The 18,893-nt window shown below is 47.0% G+C and carries 20 protein-coding genes and 1 tRNA gene; 8 read left to right on the top strand and 13 right to left on the bottom strand.

Annotated features, from left to right (window positions below):
• Positions 1 to 7 precede the first annotated feature (7 nt).
• From MUB23_RS00390 to MUB23_RS00375, 4 genes are all read left to right on the top strand, one after another.
• Positions 8 to 1,906, top strand: a complete 1,899-nt coding sequence (locus MUB23_RS00390) for a bifunctional DNA primase/polymerase (protein ID WP_244798206.1) — start codon at positions 8 to 10, stop codon at positions 1,904 to 1,906.
• A gap of 48 nt (positions 1,907 to 1,954) precedes the next feature.
• The gene (locus tag MUB23_RS00385; protein ID WP_244798205.1) at positions 1,955 to 2,167 is read left to right on the top strand and encodes a hypothetical protein; all 213 of its coding nucleotides are present in this window, start codon (positions 1,955 to 1,957) and stop codon (positions 2,165 to 2,167) included.
• A 4-nt stretch (positions 2,168 to 2,171) separates the two neighbouring features.
• Positions 2,172 to 2,432 (top strand): hypothetical protein, encoded by a 261-nt coding sequence (locus tag MUB23_RS00380; RefSeq protein WP_244798204.1) that lies wholly within the window; start codon positions 2,172 to 2,174, stop codon positions 2,430 to 2,432.
• 674 nt (positions 2,433 to 3,106) lie between these two features.
• Positions 3,107 to 3,514, top strand: a complete 408-nt coding sequence (locus tag MUB23_RS00375; RefSeq protein WP_244798203.1) for a hypothetical protein — start codon at positions 3,107 to 3,109, stop codon at positions 3,512 to 3,514.
• A gap of 592 nt (positions 3,515 to 4,106) precedes the next feature.
• Here MUB23_RS00375 and MUB23_RS00370 read toward each other — a convergent pair.
• The 3 genes from MUB23_RS00370 to MUB23_RS00360 all read right to left on the bottom strand — a co-directional run bounded on the left by MUB23_RS00370 (position 4,107) and on the right by MUB23_RS00360 (position 4,871).
• Entirely contained in the window at positions 4,107 to 4,379 is a 273-nt protein-coding gene (locus MUB23_RS00370; RefSeq protein WP_244798202.1) for a type II toxin-antitoxin system YafQ family toxin, read from the bottom strand.
• A gap of 2 nt (positions 4,380 to 4,381) precedes the next feature.
• The gene (locus tag MUB23_RS00365) at positions 4,382 to 4,591 is read right to left on the bottom strand and encodes a hypothetical protein (RefSeq protein ID WP_244798201.1); all 210 of its coding nucleotides are present in this window, start codon (positions 4,589 to 4,591) and stop codon (positions 4,382 to 4,384) included.
• Between the two features lie 70 nt (positions 4,592 to 4,661).
• Positions 4,662 to 4,871 carry a helix-turn-helix domain-containing protein gene (locus tag MUB23_RS00360; protein ID WP_244798200.1) on the bottom strand — a complete coding sequence of 70 codons (210 nt, stop codon included), beginning with the start codon at positions 4,869 to 4,871 and terminating at the stop codon, positions 4,662 to 4,664.
• A gap of 279 nt (positions 4,872 to 5,150) precedes the next feature.
• Here MUB23_RS00360 and MUB23_RS00355 point away from each other — a divergent pair, with 279 nt between their 5' ends.
• The 4 genes from MUB23_RS00355 (at position 5,151) to MUB23_RS00340 (ending at position 7,368) form a co-directional block, all read left to right on the top strand.
• Positions 5,151 to 5,426, top strand: coding sequence for a hypothetical protein (locus MUB23_RS00355; RefSeq protein ID WP_244798199.1), 276 nt, complete (start codon positions 5,151 to 5,153; stop codon positions 5,424 to 5,426).
• Between the two features lie 109 nt (positions 5,427 to 5,535).
• On the top strand, positions 5,536 to 5,763 hold the full coding sequence (locus MUB23_RS00350) for a hypothetical protein (RefSeq protein ID WP_244798198.1): 228 nt from the start codon (positions 5,536 to 5,538) through the stop codon (positions 5,761 to 5,763).
• 5 nt (positions 5,764 to 5,768) lie between these two features.
• Complete coding sequence (locus MUB23_RS00345; protein ID WP_244798197.1) at positions 5,769 to 5,996, top strand: hypothetical protein; 228 nt, start codon at positions 5,769 to 5,771, stop codon at positions 5,994 to 5,996.
• A 211-nt stretch (positions 5,997 to 6,207) separates the two neighbouring features.
• Complete coding sequence (locus MUB23_RS00340; protein ID WP_244798196.1) at positions 6,208 to 7,368, top strand: tyrosine-type recombinase/integrase; 1,161 nt, start codon at positions 6,208 to 6,210, stop codon at positions 7,366 to 7,368.
• 130 nt (positions 7,369 to 7,498) lie between these two features.
• Here the strand turns inward: MUB23_RS00340 and MUB23_RS00335 are convergent.
• The 10 genes from MUB23_RS00335 to MUB23_RS00290 form a co-directional block, all read right to left on the bottom strand.
• A tRNA-Gly gene (locus MUB23_RS00335) sits at positions 7,499 to 7,569 on the bottom strand.
• Positions 7,570 to 7,724: 155 nt separating this feature from the next.
• Positions 7,725 to 8,114 carry an Hsp20/alpha crystallin family protein gene (locus MUB23_RS00330; protein WP_244798195.1) on the bottom strand — a complete coding sequence of 130 codons (390 nt, stop codon included), beginning with the start codon at positions 8,112 to 8,114 and terminating at the stop codon, positions 7,725 to 7,727.
• Between the two features lie 336 nt (positions 8,115 to 8,450).
• On the bottom strand, positions 8,451 to 9,947 hold the full coding sequence (locus MUB23_RS00325) for an alanine/glycine:cation symporter family protein (RefSeq protein ID WP_244798194.1): 1,497 nt from the start codon (positions 9,945 to 9,947) through the stop codon (positions 8,451 to 8,453).
• A 442-nt stretch (positions 9,948 to 10,389) separates the two neighbouring features.
• The gene (locus MUB23_RS00320) at positions 10,390 to 11,025 is read right to left on the bottom strand and encodes an HD-GYP domain-containing protein (protein WP_244798193.1); all 636 of its coding nucleotides are present in this window, start codon (positions 11,023 to 11,025) and stop codon (positions 10,390 to 10,392) included.
• A gap of 450 nt (positions 11,026 to 11,475) precedes the next feature.
• The gene (locus MUB23_RS00315; protein WP_244798192.1) at positions 11,476 to 12,312 is read right to left on the bottom strand and encodes a tyrosine-type recombinase/integrase; all 837 of its coding nucleotides are present in this window, start codon (positions 12,310 to 12,312) and stop codon (positions 11,476 to 11,478) included.
• 368 nt (positions 12,313 to 12,680) lie between these two features.
• Positions 12,681 to 14,498, bottom strand: coding sequence for a DUF6320 domain-containing protein (locus tag MUB23_RS00310; RefSeq protein ID WP_244798191.1), 1,818 nt, complete (start codon positions 14,496 to 14,498; stop codon positions 12,681 to 12,683).
• A complete protein-coding gene (locus tag MUB23_RS00305) occupies positions 14,443 to 15,438 on the bottom strand; it encodes an alpha/beta hydrolase (RefSeq protein ID WP_244798190.1) in 996 nt (331 codons plus the stop codon). The genes MUB23_RS00310 and MUB23_RS00305 overlap by 56 nt, the downstream gene beginning before the upstream one ends.
• A gap of 676 nt (positions 15,439 to 16,114) precedes the next feature.
• Complete coding sequence (locus MUB23_RS00300) at positions 16,115 to 16,480, bottom strand: zinc-ribbon domain-containing protein (protein WP_244798189.1); 366 nt, start codon at positions 16,478 to 16,480, stop codon at positions 16,115 to 16,117.
• Between the two features lie 324 nt (positions 16,481 to 16,804).
• Complete coding sequence (locus MUB23_RS00295; protein WP_244798188.1) at positions 16,805 to 17,332, bottom strand: hypothetical protein; 528 nt, start codon at positions 17,330 to 17,332, stop codon at positions 16,805 to 16,807.
• A 369-nt stretch (positions 17,333 to 17,701) separates the two neighbouring features.
• A complete protein-coding gene (locus MUB23_RS00290; RefSeq protein WP_244798187.1) occupies positions 17,702 to 18,886 on the bottom strand; it encodes a Gfo/Idh/MocA family protein in 1,185 nt (394 codons plus the stop codon).
• Between the last annotated feature and the right edge of the window lie 7 nt (positions 18,887 to 18,893).

Here is an 18,893-nt window from a genome sequence, read left to right as displayed (position 1 = left end):
AACTTATTTGCCAAGCACAATAAAATTAAAAGAACAGGCTTTATATTATGCCAGCCTGGGCCTTGCGGTATTCCCTTTGAAGCCCAAAAGTAAGTTTCCGGCAACGGAGAATGGATTCCATTCGGCTACCACGGACAGAGAGGAAATTTCCCGTTGGTGGGACAAGCATCCAGATTACAATATTGGAATAGCCACTGGTTCCATAAGTGGTGGGGTTTTTGTCATTGATCTGGATATTGACGAAGATAAAGGCTTGAACGGTTATGAAGTCCTAAAAGAGTGGCAGCGGGAGCATGGAGACCTTCCAGAAACCTGGATGGCTATAACGGGCAGGGGAGGATATCATCTGTTTTACAAAGATAACTCTACCGTTAGGAGCAAGGTAGGGATTTATGAGGGTGTGGATATCCGCGGAGATGGCGGCTACGTAGTAGCGCCGCCTAGCGTTCATCCAAACGGAAGGTCATATGAATGGGAGATCGCTCCGGAGGACATGCCCTTGACATCGGCAAATGGAAAAGTGCTTGATTTCATCCTTCCGATGCCAGAAAAGGAGCAGACTTTCACCACTCCGGAAACCATAGCGGAAGGGGAACGGAATAAAACCTTATTTACTCAGGCATGCAGCATGAGGGCAAGAGGGGACGCAGAAGAAGCTATATTAGCCGCTGTAAGAGCGACGAATAATTCCCGATGTGTTCCACCGTTGGATGATAAAGAAGTGGAAATCATTGTGAAGAGCTCCTTCAAGTATAAAGGCGGGACAGCCCCTTATAAGGCGGTGTTAGACGATGGTAAATTCCGGCCGGTAAAAGAAATACCAAAGTTGAACCCCGTGACGGCTGCGGAGTTAGATAAAATGGAGATTCCGCCTGTTGTCTATCTAGTGGAACCGATTCTTCCGGAAGGTCTGAACATGTTGGGTGCTCCCTCTAAGTACTATAAATCCTACATGGCAATTGACCTTTGCCTATGTATCTGTCAGGGAATGGATTTCTTGGGATTTAAAACAAAGAAAAGCGCGTGCCTGTATCTTGATTTAGAGAGTACTAAGAGACGGCCTCGCGACCGGATCCGCCAAATATTAGGAAATAATCCGATGCCGGAAAACTTTCATTTACTTACGGCGGAGGATGATGTGAAGCCAATTGGAAATGGGTTTGCAGAGCAAATTGAGGGAGTACTGACAGATCATCCGGATATCCATCTTATTGTGATAGATGTATTCCAGCGTGTCCGGGCGGCTGCGAAGAAGAATCAAACAGGATATGACCGAGACTATGACGATCTGGGTGTGATTAAGAAAATTGCAGATACTCATAATGTTGGTGTGCTTCTAATCCACCATACCAGGAAAATGAAAGACCCAAACGACGTATTCAATGAACTCTCCGGTTCTGTCGGTATTATGGGTGCGCTGGATTCTGCGTGGGTAATTACGAAAGACGAGCGATTCTCCAATGAAGCTACTCTCAGTATTACAGGCCGAGATATGGAATCCAGGCAATTGAAAGTTCGATTTAATAAATCAACATTCCGGTGGGAGTACATAGGAACAGCCGAAGAAATTGAGAAACAGCGGGAACTATCGGAATACGATCAATCACCAATAAAAAAGACTGTCAAGAAGCTCTTAGATCAATCTGGTGGAACCTGGGAAGGCGGTGCAAGCGAAATCATAGAAGCCAGTAAATACTTCAATTCAAGAATCTATGATGATGCTTCTAGCGTAGGTAAGTGGATTAACCGGTTTAGCAATCATTTTTGGTTGGATGGGATTGAAGTGAATTTCGGAAGAAAAGCAGGAGGGAATAGGAAGAGGGTTTATGTTTTTACTGTCCCATCCGTCCCAAGTGATCATACTGTCCCATCCGTCCCAAGTGTCCCGGATAGTTCGGACAGATAGGGACAGTTGGGACATAGGGACAGTTATATATCAAAGGAGAAATGAAGTATGGATAAATTAGAATTTGAACAGGAACTAATGCAATGGCAAGAGTTGGCCACAAAGTATGGAGGACTAGACATCTTAAAGGCAATGGAAATAGATCGTCTTGATCAGATCGCGTCAGCCCTGAAAGGTGTTGAACTATATCTTAGTCTACTGTCTGATTGTGTGGAGGCCCCGTACGGGTACGGCGAGAAATTCTGTATCACTGAGAGGTGACATATTGAATAATAAGGACGTAACCAACGCTTTCAATGATATATTTTCCTGGTGGAAGAAATACCGAGACGAGCCGCCGGATGAAAGTCTGTTGGAACAGATGGCGAAGGAAGGCTATGAGATTTGCCGAAAATACTTCGCCGCAGATTTGGCGGTGCATATGGTAGACGATTTAGTCCAGATAATAGAGAAAAGAAAAAGCCCTTTGGAAGTTGCCGCTTCCGCCGGGCAAGTAACACGGACATACGCAAGGCCGGTCACATGATTAGTATACCAGACCAGCCTAAAATAAGAAAGGTAATTCTGATAGAATTTACAGGCCTTGGTATTTGTTTTCGTTGGATGAATGTGTATAAGATTTGTGAGGCCCTAAAAAGAGAAATCAGAGGCCCTAAAAAGGCAGGAGGACAGGCCCCCCTATTGATTGAAGTGAAATGTCTCTGGGGAGACCGGTGAGTGGAGCTTCATTTTACTCTCAGGTCGCGCGTAAGCCCCTCCCCTTTTCTGGGTGAAGCATGGGCGAAGCTAGGAATTTTGTATGCAAGTGTACGCAAGCGGCACTCTCCCATTTTGTAGGATAGCGGAAAGCGAACGGGCATAAGCGAACATTCTTTATGCTGGATACCAAGAAGAAAGAATGTTGTATGCGGTACGGGCCTAAGAAATCCTAAGAAAATACAAGGTTTCTGTAAAACGAAACGAAACAAACACAAAGGTCGCAATGAGACTTTTTTCAAAACAAACAATTATATGGCCTCGTGTTGTCCGATGTCCTCCTGCTTTCAGCGGGCAGGAGGATGTTGAGAAATGTCAAGATTGCCGGACAGACAGAGAAGCCTAACAGGAAGGATGGTATATTATGAGATTAAATACAGTCAGATACAAAGAAGTGTCAAGGGAAAAAAATTAAAAGATGCTGATGTGGCAAGAATGGCCGGAATGACAGTAAAGGCCTTTTCATGGATTCTGGAAAATCAATTTGCAGACCTGGAAGTGATCGAGATTATCGCGGACGCGGTCGGATGCAATGTAAAGGAACTGGCATTGTGTGATTATGAAGGTTACGTGGAAAATGTGATCGAATGGATTCGAGATCAGACAAGGGCTACGGTCAGCCTGTCCCAGAAAAGAACAATAAGCAGAGTTCGGAAGCTGGCGAAGGAGCATCCAGAGAAATGTCAGATCGTGGCCGAGAATAAAGACGGGAGTATTTGCGCTCATATCCCGGTTAGTTGGGTGAAGATTGTTCCTGGCAGAGCATTGACAGACGAACAGCGGACACAACATGCGGAGCAGTTAAAAAGAAATCTTTTGAACGCCGATTGCAACCGGGGTGAAAACAGGTGATTTTCCATTTTAAAACCGGACGGGTATAAAGTATTACCTAGAGATGAAAAAGAGGAAATCGGGCAGTTTTATATCAGGTGGGAGCATCCCCCCAGTATATGGAGCCGATTTGGGAGAACTCCCCTACACCGACCGCCCCCAGCTGTCAATAAAAATGTCCCGGATTAAGTTTTGACAGATTGTCCTCCTGCCAAATGGTTGATAGAAACCGCTCAACGCAAATCTGCGTTAGGCTTCCCCAATTTTGGAGAGACCATGAAAGTTCTCCTCAATTTTGAGGGGATGTGCCTCCAATTTTGGATAGTCCTTATTCCTGGAAGATACGCCCAGTTTTGAGCCGGTCTCTAATGAAAAATAGGAAACGGTTAAAGCTGTGAAGAAGCTAAGAAAAAATAGAAAAAGGCGCAAAAAATCCTCCTGCTTTTCTTGACGATGGCAGGAGGAAAGGTTATAATAGACTCAACAAGAGAGCCGGTAAGCCAGCGTACACCTGGCCGCCCGATTTTCAAGTTACTATCAAAAATAGCGCCTTACTTTACCAGAGCAGGGGCGCTATTTTTTGTGTTTGATAAAAACAAAGTAAGTAGTCGTACTACATTCCAAATAAGTCTGCGTGCGTCCCGGTTCGGTATAACAAGAGTTCACTCTCATCCTGGCGGTAAATTAATAGCCAGTCCGGTTCTATATGGCATTCTCGATAGCCAGTGTAATTGCCTCCTAAGCTGTGATCAACATTTTTCGGAGGTAGTGCATCGGGGATTCGTAATATGTCGATCACTTGCTGTAGTCGTTCCATCTTACAATGACGCTTGATACAAGTTTTAAAATCTTTTTTGAACTTAGTTGAATATCTTACATCAAGCATTGTTAATTCTCCATCAATTCGGCAAAAAGTTGTTCTGTAGAACCCGTAAAATGATGACCACCACCATTGTCTAGTTCAGTAAAAGCTTCTAGCGTTTCCGTATTTGGCATTTCGTCCGGAACAGCCGCCCCTTGTAAGTATGAAATAACATAAAATAAACGATTTTCTGGTATCTGATCAATAAGATTCTTGGCAAATTCGCGATTACTCATGGTATGCACTTCCTTTCATGGTTATTGTATGCAGTGTCTGAGCAGATTATTAGATTCTATGCCATGCAAGTTATATGACAGTTCCATCATCAAAAACAAATTCAGCACGCCATGTGCAACCTAGAATGGACGCAATTTGTTCAAGCTCCTCTTTTGTCAGGGTATTTCGTTTTACTTTCTGATTTAGATTTGATGGCGTAGTTCCAATTTTTCGAGCTAGCTCTGCTTGGCTCATTCCCTTATAAGATAAGGCCATATTCAGTTTTTGCGCGATTGTCACAGTGTCACCTCCATTTCTTAAGATTATACAGTAAAATATTGATAAAATCAAGCATAAAGTTAAAAATATACAGCAAATACTATTAGAAAATGCTTGACAATATTTAGCATTTGCTGTATAATAAGATATATCAAATAGAGAGCAACCGGAAAAAGACGTAAAAGCGTCCAAGGCCGAAAGCGTCCGATACTCCCAACCATATACCTGTGAAACGCTCAAGGGTAGGTCACAGTCATAGCCAGGAAGATGATGGGAGGGTTGCAAAAAGGAGGTATCCCGATGGGAGAAAGAGCACTAGAAAACAGAGTAAAGAAGCTGAAAGAAATCGAAGCCCAGATGAGGGCCCTGGAAGAACAGGCCGAAGCACTGAAAGCTGAGATCAAGAAGGACATGGAGCGGAAAGGGCAGGAGGAAGTAAAAGCCGGTTCCTTTGTGGTCAGGTGGAAAACCATCATTTCCAGCAAGTTTGACAGCAAGGCATTCAAAGCGGAGCACGAAGCACTTTACAACCAATACGCCCGGCAGATCAGCGGCAGGCGGTTCACGGTAGCATAAGAAAAAGCCCTTACCAGAGCGGCCACTCTGATAGGGGCAAGTACCCAAAACTAGACTTAAGGGCGGTTTGATTATACCATATCAGCCGCCCAGATGTAAAGGAGGCAATATGGAAAAGTGGAATAAACTGCGGGACGTGATCGCAGAACTCCGCGACATGCAGGAGCGGGCCTGGATTCCGATCTTGGCGTTGGTGGAAGATTATTTCAGCATTACGGATGAAACGGCAATTTTGAAGTTCCATGACCGGGCACGGGTGCAATGTGATATCGCCCACGATTATATTTTTCGAGTAGGGGAACTGGCAAGTGAAGCATATGGAATATTGGCAGGGTAGGGGGTATGAGAAAATCAGAATTGCTCCAAGAACTTGTGAGACATGTAGGAACGCTAAGTGAAATTCGTTTGAAGCAGCTTTATGAGATCATGGAGTTCTTCCGCAAGGCAGCAAATTCACAGGAATGTAAAACTTTAACAGATGTAGAATGGTTAAAAATGTTATTGATTATAGGTATCCTGCGTTTAAACGATGCTGAGCAATTAAGGCATCTGCATAGCTTACTTATGTGAAGGGAGAATCGGGATTCGATCAGAAAATCGACTACGAAGAATAGGGTGGCTCAGAGCTGCATTGACATGTTAAGAAATGTTAATGCCGGCGGGGTTGGCGTTGGGACGTTTAACCATTTCTGGACATACTGGAAAATGAAGGAAAGCGTCCTCCTGCCAGCAGTCCTACAAAAAGAGTAAATATGGCATTGTGCTGTGAAAGGAAAATGAGATGAAACAACGGTATGACAAAGAAGGAAATGTCCTTCCAAAAGGCATCACTCAGAGGCCCGATGGCCGCTATTCCGGGCGTTTTATGTACCAGGGCGAGCCTTACATTGTGAGCGGTGATACAATAAAGAAAACCATCAAAGCCCTGGACGCTTTGCGTTATGAAGTGGAACATGGGATTTATGCCAAAGAATCCAATATCACGGTTGACGCTTGGTTCAAAATCTGGATGGACGAATATAAAGCGAACAGTGTAAAAGCCAGCACCGCAGAAACCTATCGGCAGGTATACGATGCTCAAATCAGGCCGCATATTGGAAAAAAGCAGTTAAAAAGTATTCGTCCGGAAATGATTCAGCGTTTAATCAACCAATATTACGGCGATGGCCTTTCAAAGACACGGGTAAACCTTCCTTATATCGTCTTGCTTAATATGTATAAGCAAGCGGAACGAAATGGAATTGTACAAAGCAATCCCGTTTCAAAGGTTGTTCTCCCCAAATTTGTTAGCAAAAAGGAACGCCGTGTAATGTCAAAAGATGAACAAGATACTTTTCTTAAATATGCTGCTTCTTCTCAATATTATGATATCTATCTTTTTGCGCTTTCCACGGGTATGAGAATCAATGAAATTTTAGCACTGCAATGGCAAGATATTGATTTCAAAAAGAAAGTTCTCCAAGTGAATGGAACTCTCGTTTACCTTAGAGAACAGGGAAAACGTATCAAAGACGCCCCGAAAACAGAAAGCAGCCGACGTGAAATTCCTATACTGAACCATGTAGAAGCACTGTTGAAATCCCGAAAGAAGCAGCAGCTAGAGAACCGCCTACGCTTTGGCGAAGAATGGGGATACAAAGAAGGTCTGGAAAATACTGTGTTCACGGATTCCCTTGGGAAAACCATATGGGATACTCAAATCCGGAAAGACATGCAGGAGATCATAAAAAGCATACGGGCGGACGGAAAAGAATTTGATACTATCACCCCTCACACATTCCGCCATACCTTTGCCACCAGGGCCCTCGAAAATGGAATGAAGCCCAAAGTTGTGCAGATGATACTAGGGCATTCTACCCTAGCTATGACAATGGATTTGTACAGTCATGTCCTACCGGATACCAAAGCCGAAGAAATGCAAAAATTAGCACATACCTTCTAAACGAAAAGACCGCCACATCCTGGCGGTTTTGTTTGTGCAGAAATTTTGTAAATTATTTGTAAATCAGAGGAAAAGCCCTCTCCCATCATCCGACGCTGCCTCCCCGAAACCCACGTTTTTGCAACAAAAAAGCGGATAACGGGAATCGAACCCGCCTATCCAGCTTGGGAAGCTGGTGTTCTACCAATGAACTATATCCGCACATAAATGGAGCTATATGAAATTCGCTACCTGTATATTATCCTCGATAATCCTGTTTTTGTCAAGTGTTTTTCCATTCTTTCCTGCGGAAAAAAAGGGGAGCCGCCGCATATAAAATTTCCTGCGGCAGCTCCCGGAATCCCCATTGCCTGTGATTATTTTTTCTCAAAAGTAATCTTTACTCCCATAGAATCTTCGGCAATGATCAGCTTTCCGTCCTCGATCTGTACTTCCAGATCTTCTCCGTCGGCAGTCAGAACGAACTTCCCATCTTTTTCTGCCCATGTGCCGTCCTGAGACTGGTCCATCAAAGTCATGGAAAAGGTCTTATCTTCTTTTGCGACCATTTCGATCTTCACGGAATCCGCGTCCCCTCCCAGCTGTTTCGCAAAGGCGTCAAAGTCCATGCTTACTCCGCTCGCCTCTACGGTAGCCGCTTTCCATGTACCCACAATTGCCGGAGTGCTGCCGCACCCAACCAGCAGCGCCATTGCCAGCACAGCTGCAAATACCAGCGCAGCCAGCTTTTTGCTCACCTTACTCATCTCTTTTTCCTCCTCACATATGTTGTCGGCAGATATTTCGGGATGAAATACTTGCTCTTTTGTATCCGAATCTCAGCCCGCTCCCCTTGCCGCTTGAGTAATGCTCTATTATTATACAATACTGGTCATAGTTTGTACAGAGCGAACTTTTTATTGTAAAGTACTTCTTCTTTCTTTTCTATGGAAATTTCCATTTGAATTTCCCATAAAAAAACCAATCCCAACTCTTCTCTGCCGTTCCTGAGCCGGCTGCCTCCCGGCAGGCAAGGAAAAGGCCGGACCGGCAAGCAGCATCTTTCTTTCCCATCCGGCCTATGTATGTCAGCTTACCATCTTTTATTTTTCTGCTTCAATCCGGCTTTTATTGATCTCATTCCACATCTCCACATCTACACCTTTCCAGGACAGCTTGTTGGGATTATAGTAGGGATCGATCTTGGCTTTCATCTGTCTTTCATAATCTTTATACATGGCGAATACTTTCGGGGACAGCGCCAGTACGACAAGCATATTAATCCATGTGCAGGAGCCAAGAGCCAAATCCGACAAATTCCATGCCAGGCCAGATTCCACATTTCCCCAGATAAAGATCAAAACAGGCATGCCGAACTGCATGGTTCTGGTCACGATCTTGCGAATCTTCGCCTTCTTCTCACCCTGGAATAAAAACATGGCGGCGCTCTCCGCCTCGTAATAATAGCTGATCAGGCAGGTAAAGGAGAACAAGGCCAGCATGATTGCAATAAACAGCGGGGCAATGGCTCCAAGGACCTGCTGGACTGCCAGCTGTACAAAGATTACGCCGTTGGTGCCTTCCGCCGCCAGCGCGGCCATCTGGGAGGAACCGCTTCCAACATATCCGAACTGGGTATTAAAACAATCTGTCAGCAGAATCATCAGACCGGAAGCCGTACAAACGATGACGGTATCCAGCCATACACCAGCCGCATTTGCCATCCCCTGCTTGACCGGGTGGCTGGTCTCGGCTGCGGCTGCGGTCGGGGAAGCCTCGCCCATACCAGAGGCGGAGGAGAAGGTTCCTCTCTTCACGCCCTGCTGGATCGCAATACCGATACTGCCGCCAAAAATTGCGTTTGCTCCAAAAGCAGATGTAACCACATTTTTAATCAATGCAGGAACTTCAGTGATATTCAGAATGATAATAACCACCGCCGCAATCAGATAAATCACCGTCATAAAGGGTACAACCATGGAAGCTACGGAACTGATTCTCTTAACACCGCCGAATACCACGATCAGCATGACGACTGCGATAATCAGAGCGCTGACCCACATGGGAACGCCGATCGCGTTTTTAAAACCGTCGCAGATGGTAAAAGTGGCCGCCGCGGGCATGAAACAGGCAGTGCCAATCATCAAGATAACAGCCAAGAAAGCGCCATATGCCTTCCAGTTCAGTCCCCGCTGGGCACAGTAAGCGCCTCCTCCCCGGTATTCTCCATCGATTTTGGTTTTATACAGAGAACCCAAGGTACACTCAGAAAAACACACGGCCGAGTTTGTCATACCTGCGAGAATCATCCAAAACAGCGCGCCGGGGCCGCCCATAAATATGGCAACGGCCACTCCGGCCACATTGCCGGTGCCAATGCGCATTGCCATGGTCGTGCAGAAAGAGGCAAAGGAGGATATGCCGGAATCGGAAGCATTTTTGTCTAAAATCCGGCTCCACATATCTTTAAAATGAACAAACTGGAAGAATCCAAGTCTTACTGTAAAATACAAACCCGAACCTACAATCAAAACCAACATGCCGACACCCCATATAGGGCCATTCAGCGCAGCTACGAGATCGTTGAACCAATCAAACATAGACTCTCTCCTTTTTGTAGTATCGTGAACTAGATATGGACCAAAACAAGTCTTGTGTGAAGATTCGTGAAGAATCCGGGCGCCCGTTTTCCACAAAACTATATTTGGTGTTCGTGGTTATTATAACATTCCAGTCATCTTTCGTCAATATATTCCGAATTCATCGCGAAAATCATTTCTGATTTCTCACTTCATCATGAAGTATATTAATCTTATGTTTATTTGTAAAGCAACATTCCTTCAGGAAACAATTCCTTGTTCTATTCATGCGATCCTTGTTTTGTTCCAAGTTTCACAGTCTTCTATCCAAGATTTTAGAGTTAAATTGTCCTCTCTCTGTTCCAATCGGGTCTTATTGTCCGGTATGTGCAAAAAAATCGCCTAGACTGGTTCCATCACTCTGGTACCAGTCTAGGCGGTCCGGTGTCTTGGAATCTTTCTCTTACCAGTTAACCGCGTTCGCTTTTCTCGACATGACCTCAAGAAACACCTCTGCCAAAACAGGGTCAAACTGCGTTCCCGCGCCCTTTTGGATTTCCGCCAATGCCGCCGCTTCCGAGATTCCTTTGTGATAGGGTCTGTCGGCAGTCATTGCGTCATATGCGTCTGCGATTCCAATGATCCGGGCCGGAAGGGGAATCGACTCTTTAGAAAATCCAAACGGATATCCGTTGCCATCCCACCGTTCATGGTGGTATAAACAACATTGGGCGGCCATTTCCCACAGCTTGGAGGGCGGCTCCCGGAGCGGCAGGGGGATCCTGCCCAGGATGATATAGGCGCCAAGCATCGTGTGCGCATATATGAGTTTCCATTCGAAATCTTCCAACGGCCGGGTACTGTTCAGGATGGAATCGGGAATAGCCGCTTTGCCGATATCATGGTACTTTCCCCAAATATCAACATGAGAAAGCATTTCCAAAGGCAGCTCGCCTTGATCGGGTTTATACTTTGCCTGCGATATGGAATCAACGATTAATTCGGCGTATTTGCCAACCATGCAGCTATGCTGTTGGACAAATACCGGCAGCGACCGAAATACCGTTTCCATTTGTGCTGTTTTTCTAAACTCTGTCACCGGTTAACTCCTCCCTTTTGCCCACCCTCTCTCATGAGCCGTCACATAATACGGATTATGTGACTAAAAAACAGTACGATCTTCCAAAAGTTGGGCCCAAAAGTTTCATAAATATCCGTTCAAAACGAATAAAATTTATTTTGCGAAAATCTGCGCCGCAAATGTGCTGCATCAGCGGCATCTTTCTTTACATTTGTGTACCCTAAAGGGCAGACTCTGTGCATCCCTAGCGGAATGTTTTTTATATCTGTTAAAAAGGCACAAAAAACCAGGCGGGAAGAGGTGAAATTCTTCCGGCTTGTTTCTTTCTGCCTATGGTAAGATGTCACTGAGAAATCTGCCGAATCTCTTGAAAAAGAGCGGCATTTATGTTATAAGTAGAAGAAATAAATAAGTAAAAATCTATGTATGCAGCATATATCATTGAGCGGATGGTCCACATAATCCGTATTATGTGACCAGAAGGGTTTTCTGTATCCGTCCGAGGCGGGCCAGATGGCCATCACCGGATTCCATTGTGTATATCCTCGTGGTGTCCACGCTGCTATGGCCCAGCAGATCAGCCAGACGTATGATGTCTTTTTCAATGGAGTAAAATGTTTTTGCAAATAGGTGTCTGAGATTATGAGGGAAAACTTTGCTCTGAGCCACGTTTGCCCTAGCACAAAGCCCTTTCATAATGCGCCAGATATAGCTGCGGTCCAATGGCTTACCATTCTTGCCGATAAAGACCGGCCCGGTTTGCAGATTGGTCTTTTTTATATACCGGAACAGCAGCTTTTTCAACGGCGCAGGGAAAAAGATCACCCTCGTCTTGTTTTTACTGTTGACCACTGCCCTTCCGTTCCGAACCGCCTCCACGGTGACGAATCGCAGTTCGCTGATCCGGATACCTGTTCCGCAAATGGTTTGCAGGATATATGATAACTGAGTGTCCCTGGCCGCATTTACCAGCCGCCGGTATTCTCCCCTGGTTAACTCTTTTTCCTGGCGGCAAAAAATTTGCCGTTGAATTTTTAATAGCTTCACACAGCACTCCGCTCGTCCGCAAAACCGCAGAAAGCAGTTTAACGCCACCAACATGGAGTTCACGCTGGCAGGGGCGTAACGTTTTATCAAATGCTCCTTGTATGCCAAAACCTCCGTTTTCTCTGTGGCTCTTTGTTCAAGAAAAGTATAGAAGCAGCGCACGTCGTGCAGATACTTTTCCACGGTAGCTTCACTTTTTTCTTCCTGATGCAGGTATTCTTTAAATGCAGTCAGCTCTTTCTTTGATAATTGGTCCATAGCAGGTTCCTTCCTTCAGAATCGAATGATACCTTTCTATTTTGCCCACTCTCATTCACAGTATTAACGATATGAAAAAGAAGCAGACAACGATCAAAAGCCTACATCCCGGAATGAACCGTGATGCACAGGCATGGTTTTCTCAATCAATGGATACCGCAGCAGAAAAACGCCGCCCAGAAATGCGCTGGAATTTAAAATATCCGGCGTAAAATTTTGAAAATCTCTGATTAAAAAATCCCGGCAGTGGCTCAGACGGAGCACTGCCGGGATTTTGTACCGACGAAATAAAAATTGGGATTCTTGCGAAGATTTCCTTTCCACTCGCTTGATTTTGTGTGTTGGCTTTTGTCTGCACTCAGAAATTTCTACAAATGCAGCTTCTTATGCAGTTCTTCCCTCATCTCCCGTCCCCGGAATAAGGCCATCTGGCCGATGCGCAGCACGCCAAGTCCGGCGCAGATTAACGAAGGAACCTGTTGGCCTGCCGCGCCAAAGATCAAAAGCGGCAGAGGAATCAGAGCCAGCATGGCGGACAAAATCGAATAGATCATGTTCTCCCGCAGAGGAATCCGCCGCATCCGGGATAGGGCCGGCATCAGGACCATGGCAGCCACGCCGGCGGCCGGAAGTACATAATCCACAGACCAGCCCCGCCAGCCCGTAGCAAAATCCCAGATCAGACACCCGACATCCGCCGCCACGGCCATCCATATCGCGCCTTTCAGAGGATTCCGCCGTTTATAAAATCCGAAAGCTCCCATCACCCATAGACTGGCAACACCTCCGGCGGCATACAGCCCCCAATGGGCGTCAGGCCAAACCAACTGCCCCCCGGCGAGAACCGCCACCAAAACGGCCAGACATCCAAAAGTAAAGCTGCGGAACAGGCGGCTGCTCTGCCCGGCGGACGATGTTTCCTCCGGAAACTGTCCTTCCAGGATGGTCACCGGCACCCCCAGTTCACCCAGGATCCGGAAAAAGTTCCGCTGTACATTGCGTCCCAGGAGCCGGGTCGTGAAGCTGAATACCAGATCATCCTGGTAAGAGCAGACCGTCAGCTCCATCTTGGCCGTGCTGGTGAAAACGCCGAATCGTTTCATATATTTGCCATACTCCTCTGGCATCGTCACAACGCCAAGATTGGAAAAGATGGCTGTGACTCCATTTTCTCCCAATTTTAAGGCCAGGCGCAGCACCAGCGTTTTTAGGGCCAGAGGAACCGCCCGCAGAAACGGATTGCGCTCCAAAGCCACCAGCTCATTCATTTTCTGCCCGACCCGCTCCGGCGTCAGCTCCCTGGCAAAGTCCTCCTTCATCTGCCGGAGGGCAGCTTCCAGAGAATCTTCCTGCTGGAAATCATACCTCGGCTCAATCCAGCCGAAAAAATTCAGCATGGAGGAGGAAGGATAATATTTTCTCAGATTGACCGGCACCATCAGGGCCACCGGCCGCATTCGGTTTGCCTTCATCTCCTCCCGGATTGCCCAGAGCAAAACGGCAGATAGGAGTATGGTCACAGTCACCCCCTTTTCTTTTGCTGTTCTCCGAAGCGCCTGGCTGGACACAACCCCTTCCAGAATATCCAAATCTCCGTAAGGATCCTTCACCCCTTCCAGCTGATAGGAGGCGGGCTTTTTCTTCTCTTTGCTCTTTGGTTTCTTTTTGTAATACTTGGCGAACCCATCCGTAATCTGATCTTCCACGGTGATCTCCTGTTCCTCCAGAGGCAGATCCATCAGCCCCTCCTCCCCGTGGCTGACCAGTAAATACCGTTTGACCAGTTCTTTCAGAAAACAGATGGCTCCGGTCCCGTCCGTCAAGGCATGGAACACTTCCAGGTTGATTCTGTTCTTATAATAAGACACCTGGAACAGCAGAGTTTTCCGGTCGCGGATAAAGAGGGAATCGCAGGGCGGCTCCGCCTCCTCCCGCACGACCGGCCGCAGCTCGCTGCTCTCCAGATAATACCAAAAAAGCCCTTTCCGCATCACAGACAGAAAAAGGGGATAGGTCTCCAGGGCGGCGTCCAAAGCCGTCTGCAGGGCCTCCCCCTGCACCGGCTCTTTCAGCTCACAGTAGAACCGGAATACACGAGTGTCCTTCTGGTTGCTGGTGGCCGGAAAAATTTTAGCCGCGTTGTCCAGCCGCCTCCAGCGGGGAATCCGTTCCTTTCTCTTCTCCATGATAATCCGACTCCTTTAAAAACTGATTGATGATTTCTAAACTCTCCTGGACATGGTAAAACTTAATACCAAGGGCAAAATAGCCGTGAAGGGCATCTTTGATCCGGCGGACCTCCACTTGATTTCCGGCTCTCGCCAAACGCCTGCCATACGCCTCGCCTTCATCCCGCAGCGGATCATATTCCGCGGTCAAGATCAGCGTGCGGGGCTGGTTGGACAAATCCTCCGCAAGGATCGGAGCAAAATAAGGATTCTTCCGGTCCTCCACGCTGCTCTCGTACAGTTCCAGATACCGGCAAAGTTTCTGGGAGGTCAAAAGAAAATCCGTTCCGTTTTCCCGGACCGAAGGAAACGGGGATGCCTCCGAATAGTCGTTGTTCACAGCAGGGTAAATCAAAATCTGCCGCTGGGGGAGGAATTCTCCCCGGTCCCTTGCAAGCAGGGACAAGGCCGCCGCCAGATTTCCTCCGGCACTGTCGCCGATCACGGTGATCCGGTCCGGCCTGGTATTCAGGAAAAACTGGTTCGTGAACACCGCCTTCGCCACGGCATAGCAATCTTCCAGGCCAATGGGGAACCGGTATTCCGGCGCCAGCCGGTAACCCACGGAGACCACGGCATGGCCGGTTGATTTGGCAAGTCTCGCGCAGATGCGGTTGTAAGTATCCACGCTCTCCGTGACCCATCCGCCGCCGTGAAGAAAGAGGAGAACCGGCAGGGCGGTCTCCCTGCCCACCGAAACCGTCAGCTCTTCTTCCGGCAGATAGACCCTTGTGGGAATCTCGTGATCCCCGCTGAAAACCTTGCAGTCCATGGCCTTATAGAACGGCTTCAGCGGATCCAATGCCTTCAAGTTGGCGGCCCGCCTGGAGGTTTGAAGCTCCAGATCCCCATAGGACAGGGCCTTTAAAATCTTCCTCATTGTTTTATTGATCGCCATAGTTCTCCTAATCTCCCGCTGGAAATATCGCCGCCAGAAAGCCGGGATTCCTTTTTGTCTTATGTGAAGTATAACATAGAATTGGGGAAGAGAACAATTTTATTTGCAAAAGCAAGACAGATCAGGATAGACATACAGCCTCTATCCTGATCTGTCTTATGATTTCCAGCTATTTTTGCCACTTCCTATCACCAGCATAAGCGGTTTAGTCATCTAGATATAACTGCATTTTACTTAGATAATTAGATACATTTTGATCCGTCGAATTGAAATTCTCCGAAAACGTCTGCAAACTACCAGACGGATTGACAACTAAATTAGTAAATTCCAGGTAAGCGTCGTAATAGTCTTGCAAAGTACGGTAGGCTTCCTCGTGTTCTTCCGGAGGATTCTTCATGTCTTTCATCAAAGATGACACCTTTTCCTGATTCTCTTCCACTGATTTTATCTTAATCTGAAAGCTGGCATCTCGAAATAAATTCCCTAGCGCATCGTTGAAATCATCATAGAACGCACCGCTCCCCTGGTTTTTTCGGGTGAATTTATCCGTGGATGAATCTGTCTTCTCATAAATCGAGTTATACCATACTTTTTTAATTAGATTTCCCGCCGTCTCAGCGTCCGCAGCCCCAGACAACATGTCATATGCAATCAGTTCCAGATTTTCGCTGTATTCCTAGCTCAAACGCTCAGCCTCTTTAGCCGCGTTCTGTTTTTTTATTTGCTGAAAAGCAAAAATACCGATCACCGCAACTACAATCACCGCAGCGGCGATGATAATTGATTTTTTCGATTTCTGTACCTTTTTTGGCGTTATGTCACCAGTAAATTCCACCTGCTGCGACTCATCAGTCTGATCTTTTTCTTTTACTTCAGCTGGGCATCCGCACTTGCTGCAAATATCTGCTCCCTCTTCGATCTCCGCTCCACATTCCGGGCAGATCCTCTTCCCATCCGGAAAAAATACATAACCACAGTGAACACATTTTTGGGCCTTGTCCGAAACAGGCTCCCCACATCCTGGACATGGAATCATTGCCATAATCAATCCTCCCCCTTTTACTCCTACGGCTATCCGACTGCTATATCAAATTCTATCCATATACCTGCCTATTATTGACCGATATATCGATATGCTAATAGTATAGCATAAACATGTTATTTTTCAACAATTTCCCTGTCAATTTTTGATCATTCCCTCTTTATTTGCAGTATAATAGTGCTATCTTATATTTCAGACTTCAATATCCATGTTTTACCGTTCAAAATTCGCCCTGTTTCTTCCCTGCGGGAGGAGAATCAAAAAACCGCCTGCCCCGCAGACGGTTCCAAATTCAGTCAGAGAATTCTTCATTCTCTGATTTCATTATGCCAAAGCTTTCTGACTCCTAAAAAGGAAAATCAGATACAGGATTCCGGCCACGAACTGTACAACCGCAATTCCGGCCGACAAAAGGGCTGCGCCGATATTGATAATCGGGATGACGCTCAGCAGTTCACACAAAATCATGACGCCGGTACAAACGGCGTAGAGAACCCAGACTGTCGTCCCGCTTCCGGCAAGCCTATAATCAACGGTTGAAAGGAAATCCCCGGTTGTCTTGCAGATAAAAAAGACGGACAGGAAGTTCAAAATTTGAATCGCCATGTCAACCAAAGCCCCTAGAAATCCGTTTTTAAACACCATCCCGACCACTGACAGAATAATCCCCACGATATTCACATAAAATGCGGTCCGATATCCCTCTGCTGCCGTGGAAAGCGTATACAGAGCATATAGATTTAATCCAAACGCGACGATCCCGATAAAGGGCAGCCAGGAAAACAGAGAGATAATCGCCGATACAAACAGCAAAAGCAGCCCTCTGGATGCCTGTTCTCTTGGGTAACTCATAGTTTCTTCCTCCTCTGGTACAGGTTAAGAGCTTCCGCTGCTCATAGTCAGCAGGAAACTAAAGTTCATTTCGCTCTTTATTTGTTATTGTACCCCAAAGAAGAAAAATTCGCAATGTACAAAGCTCAAATATCTCTGACAATTTCCTCCTACCGGCGCCCGCCGGTCATCCATGCCAAAAACGAAAGCAAATTTGCAGGATCCGGCGACCTTAGACTGCGAACTCCCATCCGCCGCATCCCGTCCGATCCTGCCGTTTTCTTGATCTTTGCGCAAAAAAGCAGCTGCAAAAACAAGGCTTTTCAAAACTTCAACCTCTATTCTCGCAGCTGCTCTGCCTATTCGAAACACTCCAGCCGTCGGATCCTGTTAGAAAACGATCTTCTTTCCTTCTTCCGCCGACCGGTAAGCGCCATAAATCACCCGCATCACATCATAGGCCAGATAAAAATCAGAATCCGGCTCCCGGTCAAAGGCAATGCACTCCATGAAGTTCTTCAGCTCGCCGGCATAGCCGCGGATGATTTCATCCGAGACAAACGCCTGGTTCCAGCCGGTCTTCTGCGGAAGCATTTCCGAAATGTACACGTCGTCCAGCCCTTCCTCATCCATGAAATAAGTGTTCAGGATGTCGCAGGGATTCAAGTTGCAGCGGAAGGAAGCGTCGTGCGCATATACATTCACCGTGTTCCGGGATCCGCCCAGCACCGCATCGGAGCAGATGGCGACACATTTGGTCCCGTCCAGGAACGTCACGGTCACCACGGCCACATCTTCCACATCCACCGGATGGGCGTTGATGTAGCGGTGTTTCTCTTTCTCAATGGCCGCAGTCTGCACGCCGGTATCCGCCACCACGCTGACAATCCCAAACTCTTCCCCGCGGGCCTTTGCCTCCTGGCGTTTCAGCCAGAGCATCGCAGTCAGCCCATGGATTCCGTTTCTCATCAGCGTACCGCCCCCGATCTGGTTCCAATGGCCGCCCTTGGGGGAGCTGGATCCAATCAGGGTATTCTCACTGTTCATGAACACAATTTTACTCTTCTTTGCCCGGAGAATCTCCGCGGCTTTCTGTACCGGCGTCGCATAGACCTGGTTTTCTGCATACATGAATTTCTTTCCGCTGGTCTCAATGATGGCCTTCAGCTCATCCATCTGTGCCAAAACACTCTCGTACATGACGGACTTCGGAACGGTCTTGCCGATATTGTCCTCTCCGTTCCCCACATATCCGGTCAGGGGTTTCTCACAGATGACATGTTTCCCTGCCTTTAACGCCGCCATGGCAATCGGAACATGCAGGGTTTGATTGGTATTGATATCCACCACGTCGATCTCCGGATCATTGATGATATCCATATAATCCATGGTGACCACTTCGTAGCCGTAACGCTCCTTCATGGCCTCTGCCTTCTCCCGGTTGGAACCGCCGCAGACGGTCTTCAAGCGGACCGGGATTCCCACCATATTTTCATAGCCGCCTCCATGGAGCTCACAGCCATAGCCGGTTCCTACCATACCCACTACAATCGGGCGATCCACTTTCTGCTTCATGCCATCA

The sequence above is a fragment of the Cuneatibacter sp. NSJ-177 genome (genome assembly GCF_022867805.1).
Taxonomy (GTDB): domain Bacteria; phylum Bacillota; class Clostridia; order Lachnospirales; family Lachnospiraceae; genus Pseudolachnospira.
The sequence above is the reverse complement of the archived record's forward strand: the minus strand, read 5'-3'. Positions and strand labels throughout refer to the sequence as shown.